We start from the raw sequence: 21,517 nt of genomic DNA, 5'->3' as shown, positions 1-21,517 counted from the left end.
GGTGTCCAGGACGGTGTGCAGGACCCCGGGCGGTCCTTCCCTCGCGGGAGCGGACCGCCCGGAGTCATGGGCGCACGGTGATCGTCAGAGACAGAGCGTCAGGCTCGCCGCGCTGACGCAGGACAGCAGACTGAGCGTGCTGGCGCCGCCGCCGCCCGTGTGCTCCTCGGACTCCATCGCCTGCAGGTCGAGAAGTGCCATGTCGCCTTCCTTCCTATCGGTGTCGTCCACTCGTGGGGACGGGGTTGGGTCACGGCTCCGTCAAGTCGCGGAACCGCGTATGTGGGGCCGCCCGAGCGGCGGCAGGAACGGCAGGTGAGCGGTGGCCGGATCGCCGGGGGCCGCGTGGGCCGCGCCGAGCGCGAGCAGGCACCCTGCCGTTCCGGTGCCCAGGTCCATCGACAGCCGCATCATCTGGTGGCCGGGGAAGGCCAGTTGGCCCTGGTAGTCCATCGAGAACCAGCCGAGCCCGTCGATCTGCTCGGCGAGCCGCTTCCCGCTCGCGCCGGGCGTGTCCGTGCGGGCGAGGTGCAGGATCATCCCGGCGCGGCCCTGGAAGAGGCCGGGCTGTACGTAGAAGCGGCTGGTGGCGGCGGTCAGTATCCCGGCGCGGGCCCGCTCGAATTCCCCGTCGGTGTCGGCGCCGTGGGCGAGGTAGTCGTCCAGGACCATCCCGATGCCCGCGCTCCCGTCACCGAGGTACGGCAGCGTCCGCCAGCCCTCGTCGACCTCCAGCGAGCCGGTCGGGTGCGTCATGCAGCAGTCCAGGTCCCGGCGCAGCGCCACTTCGGCGGCCTTCAACAGCAGGGGCTCACCGGTGCGTTCGTACTGCCGCAGCAGGAAGAGCGCGGGACCGCTCGCCCCTCGCAGCAGCCCGGCCCGGCGTCGCTTCGGGGTCTCCGGAAGGGGCTGCGCGAGTCGACTTACGAGGATGTCGGCGACCTCGGCGGCACGGCCGCGCAGCTCCGACTCGCCGGTCGTGCGGGCCAGTTCGCCGAGGACCAGCCCGAGTCCGGCCAGTCCGCCGTGCAGGTCGGAGGAGAGGTTCTGCCACCGTTCCGCGAGGACGCGCTCGACCAGGTCGAGGGCGCGCTGGCGGTGACCGAGCCGGTCCAGGACGTGGGCGACGCCCGCGAGACCGTCGTACAGCCCCAGCGGTGTGCCCGTCGGCGGCGGCGCGGTCCGGGCCAGCAGCCAGCGCTCGCCCTCCTCGTACCGCTCGGCGCCGACCGAGTCCAGCGCGTACAGCACCCCGGCCGCGCCGTGCGCGAGCCCGAGGCCGCCGCCGTCGTTGAACTGCGTGATGTCGCCGGGGAAGAGCCGGTCGTCGCGCTCCGGGGTCGCCGAGGCGAGCAGCGCCTTGACCATGGAGTCGCGGCTGTACGGCCAGTCGCCCGGTTCGACGAAGGAAGGCGCGCGCACGGCGGTGTCCCGGGTGATCTCCGCGACCGCCTCGTCGAGGAACTCCTTCGGTACGTCCGGGAACTGACGGAGGATCACCTCCGCCAGGTGGGCCGCCTTCCCCCGGTCCACCACGAACAACGTGGTGACCGGCAGGAACAGGGCGAGCCGCAGACAGGCCAGCGCGTAGCGGTCGACGTCGATGCCCTTGCGGTCCGGCGGGGCGAAGAAGCCGGGGTGGGCGACCACCTGCCGGCCGTTCTCCTCGACCGGCGCCGCCGCCTCGAAGTCGAGCAGGGACACCGACTCCTCGTCGGGGCCGACCATGATGTTGAAGACGTGCAGGTCGTTGAAGACGATCCCGCGCGCGTGCACCGCCTCCACCGCCCGCTCCACCGCCCCGTGGATGCGCACCGCCCACGCCGTGTACTCGGCCACCGCCTTCGGGTCGGGGTCCGGGGTGAGCAGCGGATGCCGCTCGGCGAAGAACGAGTTCAGCGGGCGCCCCTCCAGGAAGTCCATGACGAGGAACCGGTGGTCGCCGAGCGTGAACCAGTCCCGCACCTCCGGCACCACGCCCGTCCCCGCCACCTGCTCCAGGGCCGCCTTCTCCCGCTCCAGCCGCGCGATCGCGTCCGCCCCGTCGGCGGCCAGCCCCGCGTGCGGACGCCCCTCCTTCAACACGACCTTGCGCCCGTCCCGCGTGTCGGTGCCCGCGTACACCCCGCCGCCGTTGGAGAAGTGCAGCGCCTTCTCGATGCGGTACGGCAGCTCGCCCACCGTCGTGGTGTTGCGTGCCGTCAGATGCGGCTCCAGGAAGGCCGGCAGCGTCACCCACTCGGGCACCTGGAAGGACGGCGCCCGCCGGTCCGGCACCCGCTTGCCCTCGCCGTCCACCACCGCCGGCACGAGCGAGCCGCGCTCGTCGACGACGAAGGTGCGGGCGAAAGCGCCGTAGCGGACGTAGAGCGGGCCGTCGTACCACCGCAGATCGGTGAGGATGTACGGCCCCTCGAAGCCCTCCAGGAGCTTGCCGAGTTCGCGCAGCACGACGTGCAGCTGCTCCTCGTCGGCCGGGTAGATCGTGACGAACTTGCCGCTGGTGTCGCGGGCCGCGTACTTGGTGTTGCGCAGATGCAGCAGATGCGGACCGGGCACGAACTTGAACGGGATGCGCCGGGGCACGCAGTAGTCCCACACGATCGCGGCGACCCGCTCCGCGCCCGCCCGGGTGGCCGAGGCATGGATCTTCCAGCCCTGGGCCGGGCCCGGCACCGGCGCCCCGTCCGCGTCGAGCGGCGTGAGCGTCAGCCAGTCACCGATGCGCGCCGCGTCCCAGCCCTCCGGCACCTCGCGCCGGGCCGTCTCGTAGCCGAGCCCGGTGCCCGGCGTCTCCGCCGGCATGCGTTCAGGCGTCTCGTAGAAGTGCCGGTCGGCGAGCGCGTACACCTCGTACCGCTTGTCCATGCGTCCCCCTCCGTGGCCCGACGCCGAGACTTCCAGCGGCCGGGCGGGCACGGACAGTCATGCCTGTCACGAGATCACCGTGCGGAACGCATGCGTCAAGAACTGTTCGGAGGATTTCGAGCGCCGCCCTCGTCGACGCTTCATCGAACGGTCACAGGGGCTGCGCAGGTGTCTCATAAGCGCTGTAATGGCGGACGTGGTCAATGAGGGCGCCGCGGGACGCAGGACGAGGAGTCTGCGCGCCGAAGGTGCCCTGAAGGCGCTTGCCGTCGAGCCGGACTCGCCCGAGCGGCTGCGCCGGGTCCTGGAGCAGGCGCTCGTCTTCAGCGGGGCCGCCTTCGCCGCCGTGTACACGCCGAGCGAGGACGGCGAGCTGCTGTGCCTGATCGAGTCCGTGGGCGTGCCCCGGACCCTGTACGGACTGCGCGACGGCTACGCCCCGGCCGGACGGTCCCCGGTCGCCGACGCCCACCGCACCGGCCGCTCCGTCTGGCTCACCCCGGAGGAGGTCGCCGACTCCGCGGCGTCGCGACGGGCGCCGTCACGGGACTTCCACCTGGCCGTCCTGCCCGCTCACGGCGACGACGGCGGCGGCTGTGTGCTGGCCGTGAGCGAGAGCCCGGGCGGCTTCGACACCGAGGACCGCGTGTGCCTGGAGCTGGTCGCCGAGGCCGTCGCCTTTCCCGCCCTGCCCGCGGTCGCCGAGGGCGGCGAGCTGCAGGCCGGCGCGTTCAGCCTCGCCATGGACAGCGGCCGCGTCGAGGTCGGCGACGACATCCTGGAGCTGTTCGGCCTCGGCCCGGCGGACTTCGACGGCAAGGTCGAGACCCTGCTGGGCCTGACCGTCCCGGAGGACCTGCCGTCGCTGATGTCCGTCGTCGAGGCCGGCCACATGTCCATCGGAGAACGTGAGCTGGAGTTCCGGGTCCTGCAGCCCACCGGACCGCCCAAGTGGCTCAGGCTGCGCGGCCGGCTCCTGCCCGGCGGCGAGGGCAACCCGGCCCGCCTCGTCGGCACCGTCGCCGACACCTCCACCCTGCGCGCCGAGGTCACCGACGTGGCCCGCGTCCAGCGTCTGGCCGCCGCCCTCGCCACCGCGGGCACCGTCCGCGACGTCAGCCACGCCGTGGTCACCGCCCTGCGGAGGCCGCTGCGCGCCGACCGCATCGCACTCGCCGAGCTGGAGAACGACCGTCTCGTCGTCACCGTCCTGGACCCGCCCGAACCCGAGTCGTGGCCGGAGCTGTGGCGCCTGGAGTGGCGTGGCGAATGGCCCGACGCGCCCGTGCGCGCCATGCCCACCCTCGCCGCCGCCCTGCGCGAGGGCCGCGCCCAGATCTGGCCCGCCGGCAGCCCGCTGGAGCCCGCCCTCGCCGATGTCGGCCCGGGCGGCCTGGCCGTACTGCCGCTGCCCGCCGGGGGCCGCATGGCCGGCGCCTGTCTGATCGGCTGGGACGCCCCGCACGACTTCGGCCCCGACGAACGCGCCCTGCTCACCGCCTCCGCCGGCCTCGCCGGCCAGGCCCTGTCGCGCGCCCACGCCTTCGACGCCGAACACGAACTCGTCGGCATGCTCCAGCGCCAGCTGCTGCCGCGCCGCCTGCCCCGGCTGCCCGGCGCGGAGGCCGTCGCCCGCTATCTGCCGACGACGGCCGGCCTGGAGGTCGGCGGCGACTGGTACGACGTGATCCCACTGCCCGACAACCACGTGGCCCTCGTCATCGGCGACGTCCAGGGCCACAGCGCGGCCGCCGCCACCCTCATGGGCCAGATGCGCACCGCCCTGCGCGCCTACGCCGTCGAAGGGCACCCGCCGGACGTGGTGGTCCACCACGCCAACCGCCTCCTCATGGACATGGAGACCGACCTCTTCGCCACCTGCGCCTACGTCGACGTCGACCTGGAGGAGGGCTCCGCCTGGTGCGTGCGCGCCGGTCACCCACCGCCGGTGCTGCGCCACCCCGACGGCAGCACGGAGATCGCCGAGGCGGAGGGCGGACCCCCGCTCGGCGTGATGCGGCAGGCCGACTTCCCGATGAGCCCGCTCAGCCTCCGGCCCGGCACCGTGGTCGCCCTCACCACCGACGGCCTCGTCGAGTCCCCCGACACCGACATCGACGCCGGAATGGACCGGCTCGCACACGAACTCGCCCGCTCCGACCCCGCCCACCTCGGCCTCGTCGCCGACGCCCTGCTCCTGGGCGCGCGCCGCAGCGACGACATCGCCCTGCTCCTCATGCGCTACGACGGCATGGCCGTACGCCCGCTGCGCGAGAGCTGGACGGTCTGGCGTGTCCCGCAGGCCGTCGGCCACGCCCGCCGCTTCACCCGGCGCACCCTGCGCACCTGGGGCCTGCCGCCGCAGGACATGGACGCCGCTCTGCTCGTCGTCTCGGAACTCGTCACCAACGCACTCGTGCACACCGACGGCCGGGTCCGCCTCGACCTCACCCTCGTCAACCGCCGGCTGCGCGTGGCGGTCGCCGACGCCTCGCCGCGCACGCCGGTCAAACCGTCCGGCATCAGCTGGGAGGCCACCGGCGGCCGCGGCATCCTCCTGGTCGAGGCCATGTCGGCGACATGGGGAACGGTGCCGGTCAGTGGCGGAAAACAGGTGTGGAGCGAGATCGCCCTGGGCGGGTGAGGCCGGATTCCGGTACACGCCCGGCAGCCCGGCAGTTGCGAACAAGCCAACCCCGGCACCGTCAAATCGGCGGAATCGGGGCTAAGGTGAAGCAGATGAAGGCTCTCGTGCTGTCCGGTGGCGCCGGTACGCGCTTGAGGCCGATCACGCACACTTCGGCCAAACAGCTCGTGCCGGTGGCCAACAAGGCCGTGCTCTTCTACGGGCTGGAATCCATCGCCGCGTCCGGCATCACCGACGTCGGCCTGATCGTCGGTGACACCGCCGAGGAGATCCAGGACGCGGTCGGTGACGGTTCCAAGTTCGGTCTGGAGATCACCTACATCCCTCAGGAACGGCCGCTGGGACTGGCCCACGCCGTCCTCATCGCCCGCGACTACCTCGACGACGACGACTTCGTGATGTACCTCGGCGACAACTTCATCGTCGGTGGAATCACCGACCTCGTCGGGGAGTTCCGCACCCACCGCCCCGACGCCCAGATCCTGCTCACCCGCGTCCAGGACCCGCGCTCCTTCGGCGTCGCCGAACTCGACGACGCGGGACAGGTGATCGGCCTGGAGGAGAAACCGGAGCACCCCAAGAGCGACCTCGCCCTGGTCGGCGTCTATCTGTTCACGCCGGTGATCCATGACGCGGTCCGTGCCATCACGCCGTCCTGGCGCGGCGAGTTGGAGATCACCCACGCCATCCAGCACCTGATCGACGCCCGTGCCGACGTGCGCTGCACGGTCATCAAGGGCTACTGGAAGGACACCGGCAACGTCGCCGACATGCTGGAGGTCAACCGGACCGTCCTGGAGGGCCTCCCGCGCCGCATAGACGGTGACGTCGACGACGTGTCGGAGACCGTCGGACGCGTGGTCGTCGAGGAGGGCGCCCGCATCGTCAACTCGCGCATCGTCGGCCCCGCCGTCGTCGGCACCGGCACCGTCGTCGAGGACTCCTACGTCGGCCCCTTCACCTCCATCGCGGAGAACTGCCGTATCACCGACAGCGAGTTGGAGTTCTCCATCGTGCTGCGGGACTCCTCCATCGACGGGGTCGGCCGGATCGAGTCCTCCCTCATCGGCCGGCACGTCGAGGTCACCCCCGCGCCCAGCGTTCCCAGCGCCCACCGACTCGTCCTCGGAGACCACAGCAAGGTGCAGATCCACACATGAACCTTCTCGTCACCGGCGCCGCCGGCTTCATCGGCTCGACCTACGTCCGCACGCTGCTCGCCCGCGACGCCCCCGCCGCGCCCGACGCGCCCCGGATCACGGTGCTGGACAAGCTGACCTACGCCGGCACCCTGGACAACCTCGAACTCGACCACCCCCGGCTGGAGTTCGTGCACGGCGACATCCGGGACGCCGAGCTGGTCGACAAGCTGATGGCCGAGGCGGACGAGGTGGTGCACTTCGCCGCCGAGTCCCATGTGGACCGTTCGATCGCCGGCGCCGACGACTTCGTCCTCACCAACGTGGTCGGCACCCAGACCCTGCTGGACGCGGCCCTGCGCCACCGCGTCGAACCCTTCGTGCACATCTCGACGGACGAGGTCTACGGCTCCGTCGAGACGGGTTCGGCCACGGAGGAGGACCCCCTGCGCCCCAGCTCGCCGTACTCCGCCTCGAAGGCCTCCTCCGACCTGCTCGCCCTCGCCCACCACCGCACCCACGGCCTGGACGTGCGCGTCACCCGCTGCTCCAACAACTACGGACCGCACCAGTTCCCCGAGAAGGTCGTCCCGCTGTTCGTCACCAACCTCCTCGACGGCGAGCAGGTCCCGCTCTACGGCGAAGGCCTCAACGTCCGCGACTGGCTGCACGTCGACGACCACTGCCACGGCGTCGAACTCGTCCGCACCCAGGGCCGCCCCGGCGAGGTCTACAACATCGGCGGCGGCACCGAGTTGAGCAACAGGGATCTCACCGCCCTGCTGCTGAAGGCCTGCGGCGCCGACTGGGACCGGGTCGAGCACGTGGCGGACCGCAAGGGCCACGACCTGCGCTACTCCGTCGACTGGGCCAAGGCCCGCACCGAACTCGGCTACCGGCCCCGCCACGACTTCGCGTCGGGCCTCGCCGACACCGTCGCCTGGTACCGCGACCACCGCGCCTGGTGGGAACCGCTCAAGCGCCGCGCCGGTGAGGAGCACGGATGAGGTGGCTGGTCACCGGCGCCGGCGGCATGCTGGGCCGCGACGTGGTCGAGGAACTCCGCACGCGCGGTGAGCAGGTGACCGGCCTCGACCACCGTGCCCTCGACGTCACCAGCCCCGACGCCGTCGACCGCGCCCTCGCCGCGCACCGCCCCGACGTGGTCGTCAACTGCGCCGCCTACACATCCGTCGACGACGCCGAGAAGGACGAGGAACGGGCCCTGCGCGTCAACGGCGACGGCCCGGGCCTCCTGGCCCACACCTGCACCACGTACGAGGCCCGCCTGATCCAGGTCTCCACCGACTACGTCTTCGCCGGCGACGCCCGAACCCCCTACGCGGAGAACCATCCCACCGCCCCGAACACCGCCTACGGCCGCACCAAACTCGCAGGCGAGCGGGCCGTGCGGGACGAACTCCCCGGTGCGAGCGCCATCGTGCGCACCGCCTGGCTGTACGGCGTCCACGGCCGCAGTTTCGTCCGTACGATGATCGAGCTCGAGGCGAGCCGGGACACCGTCGACGTCGTGAACGACCAGCGCGGCCAGCCCACCTGGAGCGCCGACGTCGCCGCGCTCATCGCCGGCCTCGGCCCGCGCGTCGGCGTCGACGCCACCGGCATCGTCCACGCCACCAACTCCGGCGAGGCCACCTGGTACGACCTGGCCCGCGAGGTGTTCCGGCTCCTCGGCGCCGATCCCGACCGGGTGCGCCCCGTCACCGGCGAGGCCATTCCCAGGCCCGCGCCCCGCCCCGCGTACAGCGTCCTCGCGCAGGGTCGCCGACAGCGGCTCGGCCTCGCGCGAGCGCGCGACTGGCGCACCGCCCTGCACGAAGCACTGCCCCGGATCCGCAAGGAGACCCTTCGTGAAACGCCATGAGTTCCTGAAGGAGCTGCACAAGGTCAGCGGCAACCGCAACTACCTGGAGATCGGCGTCAACGACGGCCGCAGCCTCAGACTCTCCCGCGTTCCCACCATCGCCGTCGACCCCGCCTTCAAGGTCGTCACGGAGATCCGCTGCGACGTCCACCTGGTCAAGGCCACCAGCGACGACTTCTTCGCCCGTGACAACCCGCTGATCCACCTCAAGGGCGGCCGTCATCCCCTGCGCAACCTGGGCCGCGGGCGCAGTCCGCTGGGGTATTGGCGGCGTACCGTCCTCGACCTGTCGTTCATCGACGGCATGCACCTGTTCGAGTACGCGCTGCGGGACTTCATGAACGTCGAGCGGCACTCCGACTGGACCAGCGTGATCGTCTTCGACGACATGCTGCCGCGCAACGTCGACGAGGCGGCGCGGGACCGGCACACCGGGGCGTGGACCGGTGACGTGTACAAGATCGCCGAGGTTCTCGGGCGGTATCGCCCTGATCTGGTGACGGTTCTTGTGGACACCCGGCCGACCGGGCAGCTCGTGGTGTTCGGCGCGGATCCCCGCAACAGGGTGTTGCGTGATCGGTACGACGAGATCGTTGCCGAGTATGACGTTCCCGATCCGCAGAAGGTCCCCGAGACGATCCTGGACCGGGCGGGGGCGGTGGCGCCCGAGACGCTGGTCGGGGCGGGTTTCTGGCGGGCGCTGGCGCGGGCCCGCAGGTTGGGCGTGCGGCGTTCGCGGGGGTGGGAGCCGTTGCGTGCGGCGATTGAACGGGTTGCCGGCGGCAGCTGAACGGTTCGCCGGTAGTGCCGGGATCCGTCGTCGTTCGTCAGCGGCTGCGTCGTGGCTGGTCGCGCCCACGCGGCGGAGCCGCATGTGAGACAGCCCCGCGCCCCTGCAGGGCGCCGCAAGCCGCGTACGACGGCAGCAGCCCCGTCCTCTCCGCCTCGGCCAGCGTCGGCGCCTGTGCGTCCTTGGGGGACAGGACCGGCGGGATGTCCTCGGGCCAGGCGATGTCCAGCTCGGGGTCGAGCGGGTGGACGCCGTGCTCGCGCTCGGGGGCGTAGCCCGTCGAGCACAGATAGACCACGGTGGCGTCGTCGGTGAGTGCCATGAAGGCATGCCCGAGGCCCTCCGAGAGGAACACGGCGTGCCGACTGTCGTCGTCGAGGCGCACGGCCTCCCACCGGCCGAAGGCGGGGGAGCCGACGCGGATGTCGACCACCACGTCGAGGACGGCGCCGCGCACACAGGTGACGTACTTGGCCTGCCCGGGCGGCACGTCGGAGAAGTGGACCCCTCTCAGGACGCCCCGGCGGGAGACCGAGCAGTTGGCCTGCGCCAGGGACAGGTCGGAGCCGGTGGCCTCGCGGAACTCCTCGCCCCGGTACCACTCGTGGAAACTGCCCCGGACGTCCGGGAACACCTTGGGCTCTAGCGCCCAGGCGCCTTCGATGCCGAGGGGTCGCATGCCGTCCGTCACCTCCTGCGGGCCCTGACGCGGGCCGCCGCCCGTCGCAGGGCCGTACCGAGAGTGCGTCGTACCCTGCGGGCGAACCGTCGTACGGCACCCGGGCGTGGAGTCCGCACCACCTGGACGCCGTCGGCCCCGGCGCGCAGCGCGAACGGCAGCGTCAGGAACCGCGGCCCGGGAGCCCCGAGCGCCGTCCGCCAGGTCCTGCCCCGCAGATCGCCGACGGGCAGGACGGCCTCCAGCAGCGCCCCGGACCCCTGGGGGGACAGCGTGGCGGGGGCGTGGTGGGCGGCGCCGGACGAGGTGAGCCGGAGCGACACCTCGGTGCCGTGGTCGGGGACGTACAGCGGGAGCGGTGCGCGCAGCCGGTCGCCCGAGACCGTGACGTCGGCCGGAGCGAGGGCGCCGAGGCCGACGCGGTGGGTCGCGCGGTCCACGTCCAGGGCGAGGTTCGCGTGCGGTGCGGTCCAGTACGGCAGGACCACGTGGTCGCCGACGACACCGGCGTGCGGGGCGGGGCGGTCCCCGTGCGGGGCGGGGCCCAGGCGGCACTCCTTGGTCCAGCCGCCCAGCTTGACGCGGACGATGGCGTCCCACGGACCGTCGCCCGCGAGCGTGCCGGGATCGACGGCGGCGGTCGCGCGCAGCACCAGCCGGACCAGGCCGTCGTCGCCGGCCGGCACCTCTTCCCGGGTGAACTCCACCGGCTGGAAGTACTGGGCGCCACTGGAACGCTCGCGCAGCAGCAGGTCCGCGGTGGCCTTGCCGAACCGGGCCACGGTGTCGGCGCCCACCCGGGCGACGGCCGCCGCCAGGTCCCCGGGCGGGCCGTCGAGTGGCGTACGGGCCGGGTCGGCGGCGAAGGCCATCGGCTCACCGGCGGACGCGTACTCGGCCGAGAAACCGACCCGCAGCGTGCCGTCCTGCCACGCCACACGCTCGGGGACGGCCGTGAGGGCGATGCCGGCCTCCCACTCGGCGAAGGCCTCGACATCGTCGTACCGGTCCGCCACGATCAGCGCGGCGACGACCTGCTGCGTCGGCTGCAGCCCGGCCGCGACACCGGGACCGAAACGCTCCACGACGACCTGGCGGATCTCCTCGAACAGCTCCCGGCGGTAGTCCGCCGGCAGGGCGAGGAAGCGCCGCCCGCGCAGCCGCTCGACCATCTCCACCCGCAGCCAGCGGCGGAACAGCCGGTCGCGCGGCGGGCCCGGCTCGGTGTGGCGCTCGACGACGTCCAGGGCCTCCCGCAGGTTCTTGAAGTAGCCGTCCGGATCGAAGCGCTGGAAGCCGGCGTTCGAGGCGTCGTCCCGGCGGACGTGGTAGTAGCAGACGTAGTCGCTGAGCACGGAGACGTTGCTCGCGCGCAGGTAGGCCTCGGTGACGAAGACGTGGTCCTCGAGGCGCCTTCTGCCCTCGGGGAAGCGCAGGCCGATGTCGTCGAGGAAGGCGCGGCGGAACATCTTGTGCGGGGTGAGGCTGTCGATCAGTGGCGCGTTCTCGACGGTGGCGCGGGGGTGGTCCCGGCGGAACAGCTCCACCGGGACCGCGCGGCCCTTGCCGGCCATCTTGCCGACCACGACGTCGGCGCCGTTGGCGACGCCATAGGCGTACATCCGCTGCAGGGCCTCGTCGCCGAGGTGGTCGTCGTGGTCCACGAACATCACGTACTCGCCCCGGGCGGCGGCGATGCCGACGTTGCGGGGCTTGCCCGACCAGCCGGAGTTCGGCTGGTGAACGACGGTCACCCGGGGGTCCGCGGCGGCGAGCGCGTCGAGCCGGGCGGGGGTGTCGTCGGTGGAACCGTCGTCGACGAAGATCACTTCGTACTCGTCCGGCGGCAGCGACTGTCTGAGCAGCGAGGCGATACACTCCTCGACATAGACCCCGGGGTTGTACACGGGAACGACCACGCTGACCTTGACCGGCATCGGGCTCCGAGCCCCCCTGAGGGTCGCTGGGCGTTTGCGTCGGATTACGGCGCTCGTGGCCAAATGCTAACCCTGTCACTGGATTTGTCCACCGATCAACCACAACGACCACGCGTGCGGAACCGGCCAGAAGATCGCGTACGCCGGTAACCTGACGGTGTGCGCCTGCTGCTGATGTCCGACACCCACCTGCCCAAGCGCGCCAAGGCACTGCCCGATCCGCTGCTCGCCGAACTCCCGCGCGCCGACGTCGTGTTCCACGCCGGGGACTGGGTGGACGCGGCCACGCTCGACCTGCTGGAGAGCCGCTGCGCCCGGCTCGTCGGCGTGCACGGCAACAACGACGGACCGGATCTGCGCGCCAGGCTGCCCGAGGTGGCGTACGTCGAGCTCGGTGGCCTGCGCTTCGGCGTGGTCCACGAGACCGGCCCCGCGAAGGGCCGCGAGGTGCGCTGCGCCGCCCGCTTCCCCGACCTCGACGTCCTGGTCTTCGGGCACAGCCACATCCCCTGGGACACCACCGCACCGACCGGCCTGCGGCTGCTCAACCCCGGCTCGCCGACCGACCGCCGCCGCCGGCCCCACTGCACCTACATGACCGCCACCGTGGCCGAGGGCCGCCTCACGGACGTGGAACTGCACCGGCTGCCCCCGCGCTGACGGCCGACGTCAAAAGGGGCCGCGCCTCAAAAGGAGCCGCGCCTCAAAGAGAACCGGGCCGCTCCTGCTTGGGGGAGCGGCCCGGTGACTGCTATGCGCTGTCATGGACCTCCTTCCCGCTCAGAGGCGTTGTTCCGGGGGCACGTATGCCTCCGTTGTGCCGTGACTACCCCGTCGCGCCCGTTTTACACCTATTGGTTTCGAGCCATCTGCGTGGCTCGTGCGGTGCCCTGCCCCCGCGTCTCCCGGCCGCTCGCGACCAGCACCATGCGGCGCATGGCTGGCTTCCTTCCTCATGCTCCCCGCGGGCGGACTCGCGCCCCGTGCGGATGGATGGCGCCGGCGGTCGCCGTCAGCGGGGCGCCGCTGCCGCCCCAGCGCAGCGCGACGATCTCGGCGGCGACGGACACGGCGACCTCCTCGGGCGTACGGGCCCCGAGGTCGAGCCCGACCGGAGAGCGCAGCCGGGCCAACTCGCCCTCGCCGAGCCCGGCTTCGGCCAGCCGCCGCATCCGGTTGTCGTGCGTGCGGCGGCTGCCCATCGCCCCGATGTACGCGGCCGGGCGGCGCAGTGCCTCCTCCAGCAGCGGTACGTCGAACTTCGGGTCGTGGGTGAGCACGCAGATCACGGTGCGCTCGTCGGTGTCGGTGCCGCTCAGGTAGCGGTGCGGCCAGTCCACGATCACCTCGACGCCCTCCGGGAAGCGTTTCGGCGTGGCGAAGACCGGGCGCGCGTCGCAGACCGTGACCCGGTAGCCGAGGAAGTCGCCGATGCGGGCGACCGCGGCGGCGTAGTCGATCGCGCCGAAGACCAGCATGCGGGGCGGCGGCGCGAAGGAGTGCAGGAAGACGGTGACCGCGTCCTCGCGGCGCTCGCCGTGCGGGCCGTAGTGTCTGAGGCCCGTGGCGCCGAGAGCGAGTTCGCCGCGGGCGTCGGCGGTGACCGCCGTGTCCAGGCCGGACGTGCCGAGCGTCCCGGCGACCCGGTCCGGCCACACCGCGAGCGTCGCTCCGCGCGGCGCGGGTCCGTCGGTCACCGTCGCCACGGTCACCGGCCGGCCCGCCGCGACCGACTCCGCGACCTCGCCGAAGGACGGATCCGACACGGCCGTCACGGCACGGACCAGCAACGTGATCTCGCCGCCGCAGGTGAGCCCCACCGCGAACGCGTCCTCGTCGCTGTACCCGAAGGTCTCCAGCCGCGCCTCGCCGCCGGCCACGACCTCCTGCGCGAGTTCGAAGACGGCCCCCTCGACACAGCCGCCGGACACACTGCCCACCACCTCGTCGCCGGGGCCCACCGCCATGGCGGCCCCGGGATCGCGCGGGGCGCTGCGGCTGGTGGCGACCACCGTGGCGAGCCCGAACGGCGCCCGGGCCGCGTACCAGCCGCCGATCACCGGGAGAATGTCGCGCATACTCGCGGGTACCTCCTCGTGAGCTTGACGGGCGGGCCTCTGACCAGGGGTTCGGCTGGTCAGGGGAAGCGGTCGTGGCGGTACTGATGGCGCTGATGACGCCCGCCCACGAGGCCATCGTTATCAAGGCCGACAAGAGAGTGCTCGTCGATCATGCATCCACCGTGGCCCTCGCGGGACCAGCCGCACGACGTGGGGGACGGCCCGCCACCAGTGACGGACGCGCGCTGTCCGTAACCAGGAGGGGCGAGAGGCACATCACCCGTGCCGGGTTGACCGGCCTCTGAAATGGCCTGGTGAACAACTCCGCGGCCCGTGATCGTGGTACGGACCGCCGACTCCCCGGGCTCACACGGAGCCGAACAGAACGCGGGAGCCCGGCACACCGACGCGCATATCGTGCCTGTGCCTCGTCCTGAGCGACACGCCTGCCGAAACGCCTGCCAACACCTTCCCGCCGAGAGACCGACGCAGGCACCGCAAGCCTCGAACAGAACAGCATCGGCACCGGTCTGCGCCGGGCCCTCGTCCTCGCCGTGGCCACGCCCGTCGCCTCGGCCGCGCTGGTGGGTCCGGCCGCCTTCGCCGCCGACAAGGGCGTCGGGGCGGCGGCCGGGACCGACGCCCTGGACGCCGCCGACCAGCGGATGGCCACGGACCTGGAGACCCGCGTACTCGACCAGCGGCTGGGTTCGAACGTGAGCGGTGTGGTCCTCGACGCGGACTCGGACACCGCCATCTGGAACCACAACGCAGCCACCGCGCTGATGCCGGCGTCCAATGCCAAGCTGGCCACGCCGACCGCCGCGCTGACGGTGCTCGTCCCGCGCCACCGGTTCACCACCAAGGTCGTCTACGGCAACGGCACCCCGACCCTCGTCGGCGGCGGCGACCGCACCCTGACCACCGCCGACCTCGCCGACCTGGCGAAGACCGTGGTCGCCGGACTGGAGGCCGCGGGCCCGACCACGGTGAAGGTCGCCGTCGACGGCAGTCTCTTCCCCGAGCCGACCCTGGCCCACGGCTGGAACGACGGCTACTACCCCGACACGATCAGCCCGGTCCGTGCGCTGGTCGTCGATGGGCCCCGCGTCCAGGACACGTCGATCGACGCCGGGCAGGTCTTCGCCGAGCAGCTCGCCGCGAACGGTGTCGCGGTCACCGGGGAGGTCACCCGTGCCACCGCGAGCCGTAGGGACGTGCCGGTGGCACGCCACAGGTCGGCGCCGCTGTCGGACGTCGTCCACACGATGCTCAAGCACAGCGACAACAACATCGCCGAGACCCGGCGAGTGCTACGGCAGCTGTTTGTTGAGCGTTAATCCATTGCCTGAGCGGGGCTGGTCCTGCTGGACTGCCGGTCCCGACGTCACGCACAGAGGAGCAGCCATGCGCACTGCGTTCATGTCCCCCCAGGAAGGAACGACCCCCTCATCGAAGGACATGACGCTTCGTGCACTTGCTCAACCTCGGGATCCTCGCCCATGTCGACGCCGGTAAGACCAGCCTGACCGAACGCCTGCTGCACACCGCAGGCGTGATCGACGAGATCGGCAGCGTCGACGCCGGGAACACGCAGACCGATTCCCTCGCGCTGGAGCGGCAGCGCGGCATCACCATCAAGTCCGCCGTCGTCTCCTTCGCGCTGGACGACGTGACGTGCTGGTCGTCTCGGCCGTCGAGGGCGTGCAGCCGCAGACCCGCGTCCTGATGCGCACACTGCAACGGCTGCGCATCCCCACCCTCGTCTTCGTCAACAAGATCGACCGACGCGGCGCGCGGTACGACGCCGTCCTGCGGGCCGTCTCGCAACGGCTGACGGCAGCCGTCGTACCCATGGGCACGGCCTCCGCACTCGGCACCCGGGACGCGCGCTTCCTGCCCGGCCTCGGCCCGTCCGCGCTCGACGTCCTCGCCGACCTCGACGACGACCTGCTGACCGCCTACGTCGAGGACACGGTCTCCTACGACCGCCTCCACGCCGCCCTCGTCGACCGGACCCGGCAGGCCCTCGTCCATCCGGTGTACTTCGGCTCCGCCGTCACCGGCGCCGGCGTCGACGCGCTGATCGACGGCATCAGGGAGCTGCTGCCCGCCGCCGGCGGTGACCCCGACGGACCGGTCTCGGGGACCGTCTTCAAGGTGGAGCGGGGCCCGGCGGGGGAGAAGGTCGCGTACGCGCGGATGTTCTCGGGCACCCTGCGCGCCCGCGACCGGATCCGCTTCGGCGCGCCCGGCGAATCGAGCGACGCCGGCGACCTCGGCGACACCCGCGCCGAGGGCCGGATCACCGCGATCAGCGTCTTCGACCAGGGCACGGACGTCCGGGAGGATCTGGTGGCAGCGGGCCGGATCGCCAAGCTGTGGGGGCTGACCGACATCAAAATCGGCGACGTCATCGGCGAACCCCGCAAGTCGCACGGGCACTTCTTCGCCCCGCCCACCCTCGAAACCGTCGTCGTCCCGGGCCGCGGAGCGGACCGGCGGGCCCTGCACCGCGCACTCACCCGGCTCGCCGAACAGGACCCGCTGATCGACCTGCGCCACGACGAGGTACGGCAGGAGACGTTCGTCTCCCTCTACGGCGAGGTGCAGAAGGAGGTCATCCAGGCCACGCTCGCCGACGAGTTCGGCCTCGACGTCACCTTCCGCGAGACGACACCGCTGTGCGTCGAGCGGCCGGTCGGCTCGGGTGCGGCCGTCGAGTTCAACAAGAAGGACGGCAACCCCTTCCTCGCGACGATCGGCCTGCGCGTCGGCCCCGCCCCGGTCGGATCCGGCGTGTCCTTCCGGCTGGAGGTGGAGCTCGGCTCCATGCCGTACGCCTTCTTCAAGGCCGTCGAGGACACCGTCCGCGAGACACTCGGCCAGGGCCTGCACGGCTGGCAGGTCCCCGACTGCACCGTCACCATGACCCACTGCGGCTACTCGCCCCGGCAGAGCCACGCCCACCAGGGCTTCGACAAGAGCATGTCCAGCACCGGCTACGACTTCCGCGGCCTGACCCCGCTGGTCCTGACCGAGGCCCTGCGCCGGGCGGGCACCGAGGTGCACGAGCCGATGCACGGCTTCCGCATCGAGGCCCCGACCGACACCCTGGCCGCCCTGCTGCCGGTGCTGACCAGGCTGCGCGCGGTGCCGCAGAGCACGCGGACCCGCGGCGCCTTCTGCTCGCTGGAGGGCTCGGTGCCCGCGGCCCACGTGCACGAACTGGAGCAGCACCTACCGGGGCTCACGCGCGGTGAGGGCGAGCTGGAGAGCGCCTTCGACCACTACGCGCCCGCCCCACGCGGCACGCTCCCGGAGCGCCGCCGCACCGACCTTAACCCGCTGAACCGCAAGGAGTACCTGCTGAACCTGACGCGCAGGGTCGGGAGTTGAACAGCTGTCACGAGGGCGCGGCGCGCGGTGTCCGGTGGTGACGGCGACGCGCCGGCGGCGGCCGATCGGGGGCTCGACGCGGCGCGAGACCGTTCGATCCGCCCGGCGAGGGATGAGGCCGGCGTGATGGCCGAGACTGAACTTACTCCAGAGTCAGGGGTGTTGACTGTGTCCTGAAATCACCGGACTGTAGTGGACATGCCGAATATCCGGACGCGTCTGATCGTTGTCCTGGTCGTCCTCTTCGGATCCCTGACGGTGGCGGGCCCCACTCCCGCCACCGCCGCCACCCTCCCCGACTCCCTCTGGTTCGACGAAACGCCCCTCACCGTCCAGAACGGCCGCTTCACCGACGGAAACGGCCGCGAGGTGGTACTGCGCGGCTACAACGTCTCCGGCGAGACCAAGCTGGCCGAGAACAAGGGCCTGCCCTTCGCCTCGGTCGCCGACGCCAAGAAGTCCGCGACCGCGCTGCGCGCCCTCGGCGGCGGCAACTCGATCCGCTTCCTGCTGTCCTGGGCCTACGCGGAACCCGTACGCGGCCAGGTGGACACCACGTACCTGGCAGCCGCCACCGCCCAGATGCGCGCCTTCCTCGACGCGGGCATCCGCGTCTACCCCGACTTCCACCAGGACCTCTACTCCCGCCACCTGTTCGATCCGGACAGCTGGTACACGGGCGACGGCGCCCCCAAGTGGGCCGTGGACCTGGGGAACTATCCGGACGAGAACTGCGGGATCTGCCTGTTCTGGGGCCAGAACATCACCCAGAACGAGGCCGTGAAGCAGGCGTCGTACGACTTCTGGCACAACGAGTACGGCCTCCAGGACGCCTTCCTGGCCACCGCCCAGAAGACGATGGCGTACGTCAAACAGAACGTCTCCGCGGCCGAGTTCGCGGGTGTCGTCGGCTTCGACCCGTACAACGAACCGCACGCGGGCGTCTACGACTCCGGCCAGACCAGCCGCACCTGGGAACGCGACGTGCTGTGGCCGTTCTACGAGAGGTTCCGGTCCCGCATGGACGCGGCCGGCTGGCAGGACAAGCCGCTCTTCGCGGAGCCGAACCTCTTCTGGAACGCCAACATCGACTTCCAGAAGCAGGAAGGCGGACTGCTGGACTCGGGCACGCTAGGGCCGCGATACGTCTTCAACACCCACTTCTACGACCAGAAGGCCATCTCGGGGGTCTTCATGTGGGGCAAGGCGGCCGACGGCCAGTACGCCGGCGACTTCGGCACGGTCCGCGACCGCGCCTCGGCCACGAACACGCCCGCGATCATCAGCGAGTTCGGCCACCCATTGGCCGGGTCGGTCTCCGACAAGGCGCCGACCGTCCTCAAGGCGATGTACCAGGCCCTCGACTCCCGCGTCCCGGGCGCGAGTTGGTGGTCGAACCCGGCCGGATCCGGCCCGGTGCTCTCCGGTTCGCAGTGGCAGTGGGACATCTACAACGGGCGCCACCACGAGCTGATGAACGACAACCCCGACAAGGTCCTCACCGCCGGTGACGCCTGGAACGACGAGGACCTGTCCGCCGTACGCCTCGACGACTCGGGAACACCGGTGCTGCGGCAGGACGCCCGGCTGCTGGACCGCCTCTACCCGAGCGCCACGTCCGGGACCACGGTCGCCTTCACCTACGAGGACCGCTCGCGGGACGGCGACACGACCCTGACCTGGAACCCGGTGCCCAGCTCACTGCCGAACGTGGCGCAGCTGGTGGGATCGGGACAGTACGGACTGCTGCTGTGGCGCTCCAACAGCGGCACGGCGCCGACCGAGCTGCACCTCCCGGCGTCCTTCCCGACCGGGTCCACCACCGTGGTCTCCGACCTGGGCACGGCGTACGCGCCGCCGGCGTACACCTCGACGACCCCGATCGGCGTGGCCGCGGAACCGGGCGGCACGGGCAGCCGCCGTCTGCTGCTCACCGACTCGGATTCCGGCGCCCTGCACTACGCGCTGGTGACGAACGGGGCGAGCACTCCCTCGACCGCCCTGCTGAACGCCGCCCGGGCCGAGCTCTCCGCGTGGGCCGCGCGGACCGTCGGATAGGAGCCGTACAGGACACGCCGTTTGACCCTCCCCTTACGTCAGGCTGCACCCTGTAGCCCGACGAAAGGGCAGGTGAATGAGCTACTCCGTGGGGCAGGTCTCGGCCTTCGCCGGGGTGACCGTGCGCACGCTGCACCACTACGACCGGGCGGGACTGCTCTCGCCCAGTGGCCGCAGCGGCGCCGGTTACCGGCTGTACAGCGAGGCCGACCTGGCCCGACTCCAGCAGATCCTCTTCTACCGGGAACTCGGCTTCTCGCTCGACGAGATCCTCGCCGACCCGCAGGCGAACCCGCTGGAGCATCTCCAGGCACGGCTGCGGCAGTTGAGCGAGGAGATCGGCCGGCTCCAGCGGCTGGCCGAGGTCGCCGAGCAGGCCATCGAGGTCCAGCGGACGGGCGTGCAGCTGACCCCCGCCGAACGCTTCGAGGTCTTCGGCGAGATCGGCTTCGACCTGAGCTACGCCACCGAGGCGCAGCTCAAGTGGCAGGACTCGGCGGGGCAGAAGGAGTCGATGGCGCGCGCCGCCGCCCACACCAAGGAGGACTGGCGGCAGCTCATGGGCGAGGCCGCCGCCTGGCGCGGAGAGCTGCTCGCGGCCTTCGACGAAGGCGAGCCCAGCGACGGCGAGCGCGTCATGGACCTCGCGGAGGAGCACCGGCTGCACATCGCCCGCTGGTTCACCACCTGTCCGCCGGACATGCACCGGCGTATCGCGGACGACTTCGCCGCCGACCCGCGCGCCTTCGCGCTCGTCGTACCGCCGTCGCAGCAGCGGCCGGGCCTTGCCGCCTACCTCTGCAAGGCCGTCCACGCGAACGCGGCCCGCCGGGCGGACCGTGAGGAGGACAGATGAGGATCCTGATCACCGCCGCCGGATCACGCGGCGACGTCGCGCCGTACACCGGGCTGGGGGCAGGTCTGCGCGACGCCGGGCACGACGTCGCCCTCGCCACGACCGACGCCTTCGCGCCCCTGGTACGCGAGGCCGGCCTGGAGTTCAGGAGTCTGCCCACCCGCCCGCCATCCCCGGGCGGCGTCGAGAACAGACGCGAACTGCTGCGCACCGCGGCCGCGTTCGTCACCGAGCTCGGCCGGGGATTCGCCGACGTGGCGGACCAGGGCACGGACCTGCTCCTGCTGTCGGCCACCACCGCACCGCTGGGCCGGCACCTGGCCGAGGCCACGGGCATCCCGGCGGTCGGCGCCTACCTCCAACCCACCGCCCCGACCGGCGACTTCCCGCCCAACGTCATGGGAACCCGCTCCCTGGGCCGCCTCGGCAACCGCGCCGCCGGACGCTTCGCGCTGCGCATGGCCGACCGCGTCTACGCCGAGGCCGTCACCGAGTTGCGCCGCCGCCTCGACCTGCCCCCGCTCCGCCCCTCCGAGATGCGCCGACGGCAGGAGCGGGCGAACTGGCCCGTCCTGCACGGCTTCAGCACGTCGCTGGTGCCGCGTCCGTCCGACTGGCGCGCGGGACTCGACATCGTCGGCACGTGGTGGCCGTACGTCGGCCCGGACCGGCGACTGCCCCCGGATCTGGAGGAGTTCCTCGCGGCCGGGGCGCGCCCGGTGTTCATCGGCTTCGGCAGCATGGCGGGCGGCGACGGTGAGCGGCTGAGCGAGATCGCCGTCGAGGCGCTGCGCCGCGCCGGGCTGCGCGGGATCCTCCAGGCGGGCAACGCCGGACTCGCGGCTGCCGGCGACGACGTCCTGACGATCGGTGACGTACCGCACGAGCTGCTGTTCCCCAGGGTGGCCGCGGCGGTCCATCACGCCGGGGCGGGCACCGCGGCGGCGGCTCTGCGCGCCGGGGTCCCCGCCGTCCCCGTGCCGGTGACGGCGGACCAGCCGTTCTGGGCCGGGCGGCTGGCCGCGATCGGGGCGGCCACCGACCCGATCCCCTTCGCCTCCCTCACCGCCGAACGGCTCGCCGACGCGCTCGGTCGGGCCGTACGGCGGCAGACGTACACCCGGGCCGCCTCGGTCGCCGCGCGGCACATGGCGACCGAGGACGGGGTGGGTGCGGTGCTCAAGGTCCTGGGCTGATCT

Annotated in this window: 15 protein-coding genes and 1 pseudogene; 11 read left to right on the top strand and 5 right to left on the bottom strand. The window is 72.0% G+C overall.

The annotated features are described in order from the left end of the window. Positions 1–84: 84 nt before the first annotated feature. On the bottom strand, positions 85–201 hold the full coding sequence (locus QQM39_RS01490; RefSeq protein ID WP_301994747.1) for a SapB/AmfS family lanthipeptide: 117 nt from the start codon (positions 199–201) through the stop codon (positions 85–87). Positions 202–261: 60 nt separating this feature from the next. Beyond that, positions 262–2,868, bottom strand: a complete 2,607-nt coding sequence (gene lanKC, locus QQM39_RS01485; protein ID WP_301994746.1) for a class III lanthionine synthetase LanKC — start codon at positions 2,866–2,868, stop codon at positions 262–264. A 187-nt stretch (positions 2,869–3,055) separates the two neighbouring features. Here lanKC and QQM39_RS01480 point away from each other — a divergent pair, with 187 nt between their 5' ends. The 5 genes from QQM39_RS01480 to QQM39_RS01460 all read left to right on the top strand — a co-directional run bounded on the left by QQM39_RS01480 (position 3,056) and on the right by QQM39_RS01460 (position 9,329). Then, entirely contained in the window at positions 3,056–5,512 is a 2,457-nt protein-coding gene (locus QQM39_RS01480; protein WP_301994745.1) for a SpoIIE family protein phosphatase, read from the top strand. A 95-nt stretch (positions 5,513–5,607) separates the two neighbouring features. Further along, on the top strand, positions 5,608–6,675 hold the full coding sequence (locus QQM39_RS01475) for a glucose-1-phosphate thymidylyltransferase (protein ID WP_301994744.1): 1,068 nt from the start codon (positions 5,608–5,610) through the stop codon (positions 6,673–6,675). Beyond that, entirely contained in the window at positions 6,672–7,661 is a 990-nt protein-coding gene (gene rfbB / locus QQM39_RS01470) for a dTDP-glucose 4,6-dehydratase (protein WP_301994743.1), read from the top strand. The genes QQM39_RS01475 and rfbB overlap by 4 nt, the downstream gene beginning before the upstream one ends. Further along, positions 7,658–8,539, top strand: a complete 882-nt coding sequence (gene rfbD, locus QQM39_RS01465) for a dTDP-4-dehydrorhamnose reductase (RefSeq protein WP_301994742.1) — start codon at positions 7,658–7,660, stop codon at positions 8,537–8,539. The genes rfbB and rfbD overlap by 4 nt, the downstream gene beginning before the upstream one ends. After that, positions 8,526–9,329, top strand: coding sequence for a class I SAM-dependent methyltransferase (locus tag QQM39_RS01460; protein WP_301994741.1), 804 nt, complete (start codon positions 8,526–8,528; stop codon positions 9,327–9,329). The genes rfbD and QQM39_RS01460 overlap by 14 nt, the downstream gene beginning before the upstream one ends. Positions 9,330–9,366: 37 nt before the next feature. Here the strand turns inward: QQM39_RS01460 and rfbC are convergent, their stop codons facing one another. Both rfbC and QQM39_RS01450 read right to left on the bottom strand, forming a co-directional pair. After that, a complete protein-coding gene (gene rfbC, locus QQM39_RS01455; protein WP_301994740.1) occupies positions 9,367–10,008 on the bottom strand; it encodes a dTDP-4-dehydrorhamnose 3,5-epimerase in 642 nt (213 codons plus the stop codon). Positions 10,009–10,016: 8 nt separating this feature from the next. Beyond that, positions 10,017–11,945 (bottom strand): glycosyltransferase family A protein, encoded by a 1,929-nt coding sequence (locus QQM39_RS01450; protein WP_301994739.1) that lies wholly within the window; start codon positions 11,943–11,945, stop codon positions 10,017–10,019. A gap of 159 nt (positions 11,946–12,104) precedes the next feature. Between QQM39_RS01450 and QQM39_RS01445 the strand changes: the two genes are divergently transcribed. Further along, entirely contained in the window at positions 12,105–12,605 is a 501-nt protein-coding gene (locus QQM39_RS01445; protein WP_301994738.1) for a metallophosphoesterase, read from the top strand. Positions 12,606–12,898: 293 nt separating this feature from the next. Here QQM39_RS01445 and QQM39_RS01440 read toward each other — a convergent pair whose 3' ends face one another. Beyond that, positions 12,899–14,023 (bottom strand): XdhC/CoxI family protein, encoded by a 1,125-nt coding sequence (locus QQM39_RS01440; RefSeq protein ID WP_301994737.1) that lies wholly within the window; start codon positions 14,021–14,023, stop codon positions 12,899–12,901. A gap of 536 nt (positions 14,024–14,559) precedes the next feature. On the opposite strand from QQM39_RS01440, the gene QQM39_RS01435 reads away from it, so the two are divergent. From QQM39_RS01435 to QQM39_RS01415, 5 genes and pseudogenes are all read left to right on the top strand, one after another. After that, on the top strand, positions 14,560–15,345 hold the full coding sequence (locus tag QQM39_RS01435) for a D-alanyl-D-alanine carboxypeptidase (protein WP_367668848.1): 786 nt from the start codon (positions 14,560–14,562) through the stop codon (positions 15,343–15,345). 131 nt (positions 15,346–15,476) lie between these two features. Continuing rightward, positions 15,477–17,404: pseudogene (locus tag QQM39_RS01430) on the top strand (GTP-binding protein). A gap of 198 nt (positions 17,405–17,602) precedes the next feature. Continuing rightward, positions 17,603–19,462: a cellulase family glycosylhydrolase gene (locus QQM39_RS01425; protein WP_301994736.1), complete on the top strand. Its 1,860-nt coding sequence runs from the start codon at positions 17,603–17,605 to the stop codon at positions 19,460–19,462. 76 nt (positions 19,463–19,538) lie between these two features. Next, positions 19,539–20,318, top strand: a complete 780-nt coding sequence (locus QQM39_RS01420; RefSeq protein ID WP_301994735.1) for a MerR family transcriptional regulator — start codon at positions 19,539–19,541, stop codon at positions 20,316–20,318. Continuing rightward, complete coding sequence (locus tag QQM39_RS01415) at positions 20,315–21,514, top strand: glycosyltransferase (RefSeq protein WP_301994734.1); 1,200 nt, start codon at positions 20,315–20,317, stop codon at positions 21,512–21,514. The genes QQM39_RS01420 and QQM39_RS01415 overlap by 4 nt, the downstream gene beginning before the upstream one ends. Positions 21,515–21,517: the final 3 nt, after the last annotated feature.

It is taken from the genome of Streptomyces sp. DT2A-34 (genome assembly GCF_030499515.1).
Classification (GTDB): Bacteria; Actinomycetota; Actinomycetes; order Streptomycetales; family Streptomycetaceae; genus Streptomyces.
The sequence above is the reverse complement of the archived record's forward strand: the minus strand, read 5'-3'. Positions and strand labels throughout refer to the sequence as shown.

Bases quoted from the DNA above. Each gene is read 5' to 3' on its own strand.
- QQM39_RS01490 (WP_301994747.1), bottom strand. From the start codon at position 201: ATGGCACTTCTCGACCTGCAGGCGATGGAGTCCGAGGAGCACACGGGC.
- lanKC (WP_301994746.1), bottom strand. From the start codon at position 2,868: ATGGACAAGCGGTACGAGGTGTACGCGCTCGCCGACCGGCACTTCTAC.
- QQM39_RS01480 (WP_301994745.1), top strand. From the start codon at position 3,056: ATGGCGGACGTGGTCAATGAGGGCGCCGCGGGACGCAGGACGAGGAGT.
- QQM39_RS01475 (WP_301994744.1), top strand. From the start codon at position 5,608: ATGAAGGCTCTCGTGCTGTCCGGTGGCGCCGGTACGCGCTTGAGGCCG.
- rfbB (WP_301994743.1), top strand. From the start codon at position 6,672: ATGAACCTTCTCGTCACCGGCGCCGCCGGCTTCATCGGCTCGACCTAC.
- rfbD (WP_301994742.1), top strand. From the start codon at position 7,658: ATGAGGTGGCTGGTCACCGGCGCCGGCGGCATGCTGGGCCGCGACGTG.
- rfbC (WP_301994740.1), bottom strand. From the start codon at position 10,008: ATGCGACCCCTCGGCATCGAAGGCGCCTGGGCGCTAGAGCCCAAGGTG.
- QQM39_RS01450 (WP_301994739.1), bottom strand. From the start codon at position 11,945: ATGCCGGTCAAGGTCAGCGTGGTCGTTCCCGTGTACAACCCCGGGGTC.
- QQM39_RS01440 (WP_301994737.1), bottom strand. From the start codon at position 14,023: ATGCGCGACATTCTCCCGGTGATCGGCGGCTGGTACGCGGCCCGGGCG.
- QQM39_RS01425 (WP_301994736.1), top strand. From the start codon at position 17,603: ATGCCGAATATCCGGACGCGTCTGATCGTTGTCCTGGTCGTCCTCTTC.
- QQM39_RS01420 (WP_301994735.1), top strand. From the start codon at position 19,539: ATGAGCTACTCCGTGGGGCAGGTCTCGGCCTTCGCCGGGGTGACCGTG.
- QQM39_RS01415 (WP_301994734.1), top strand. From the start codon at position 20,315: ATGAGGATCCTGATCACCGCCGCCGGATCACGCGGCGACGTCGCGCCG.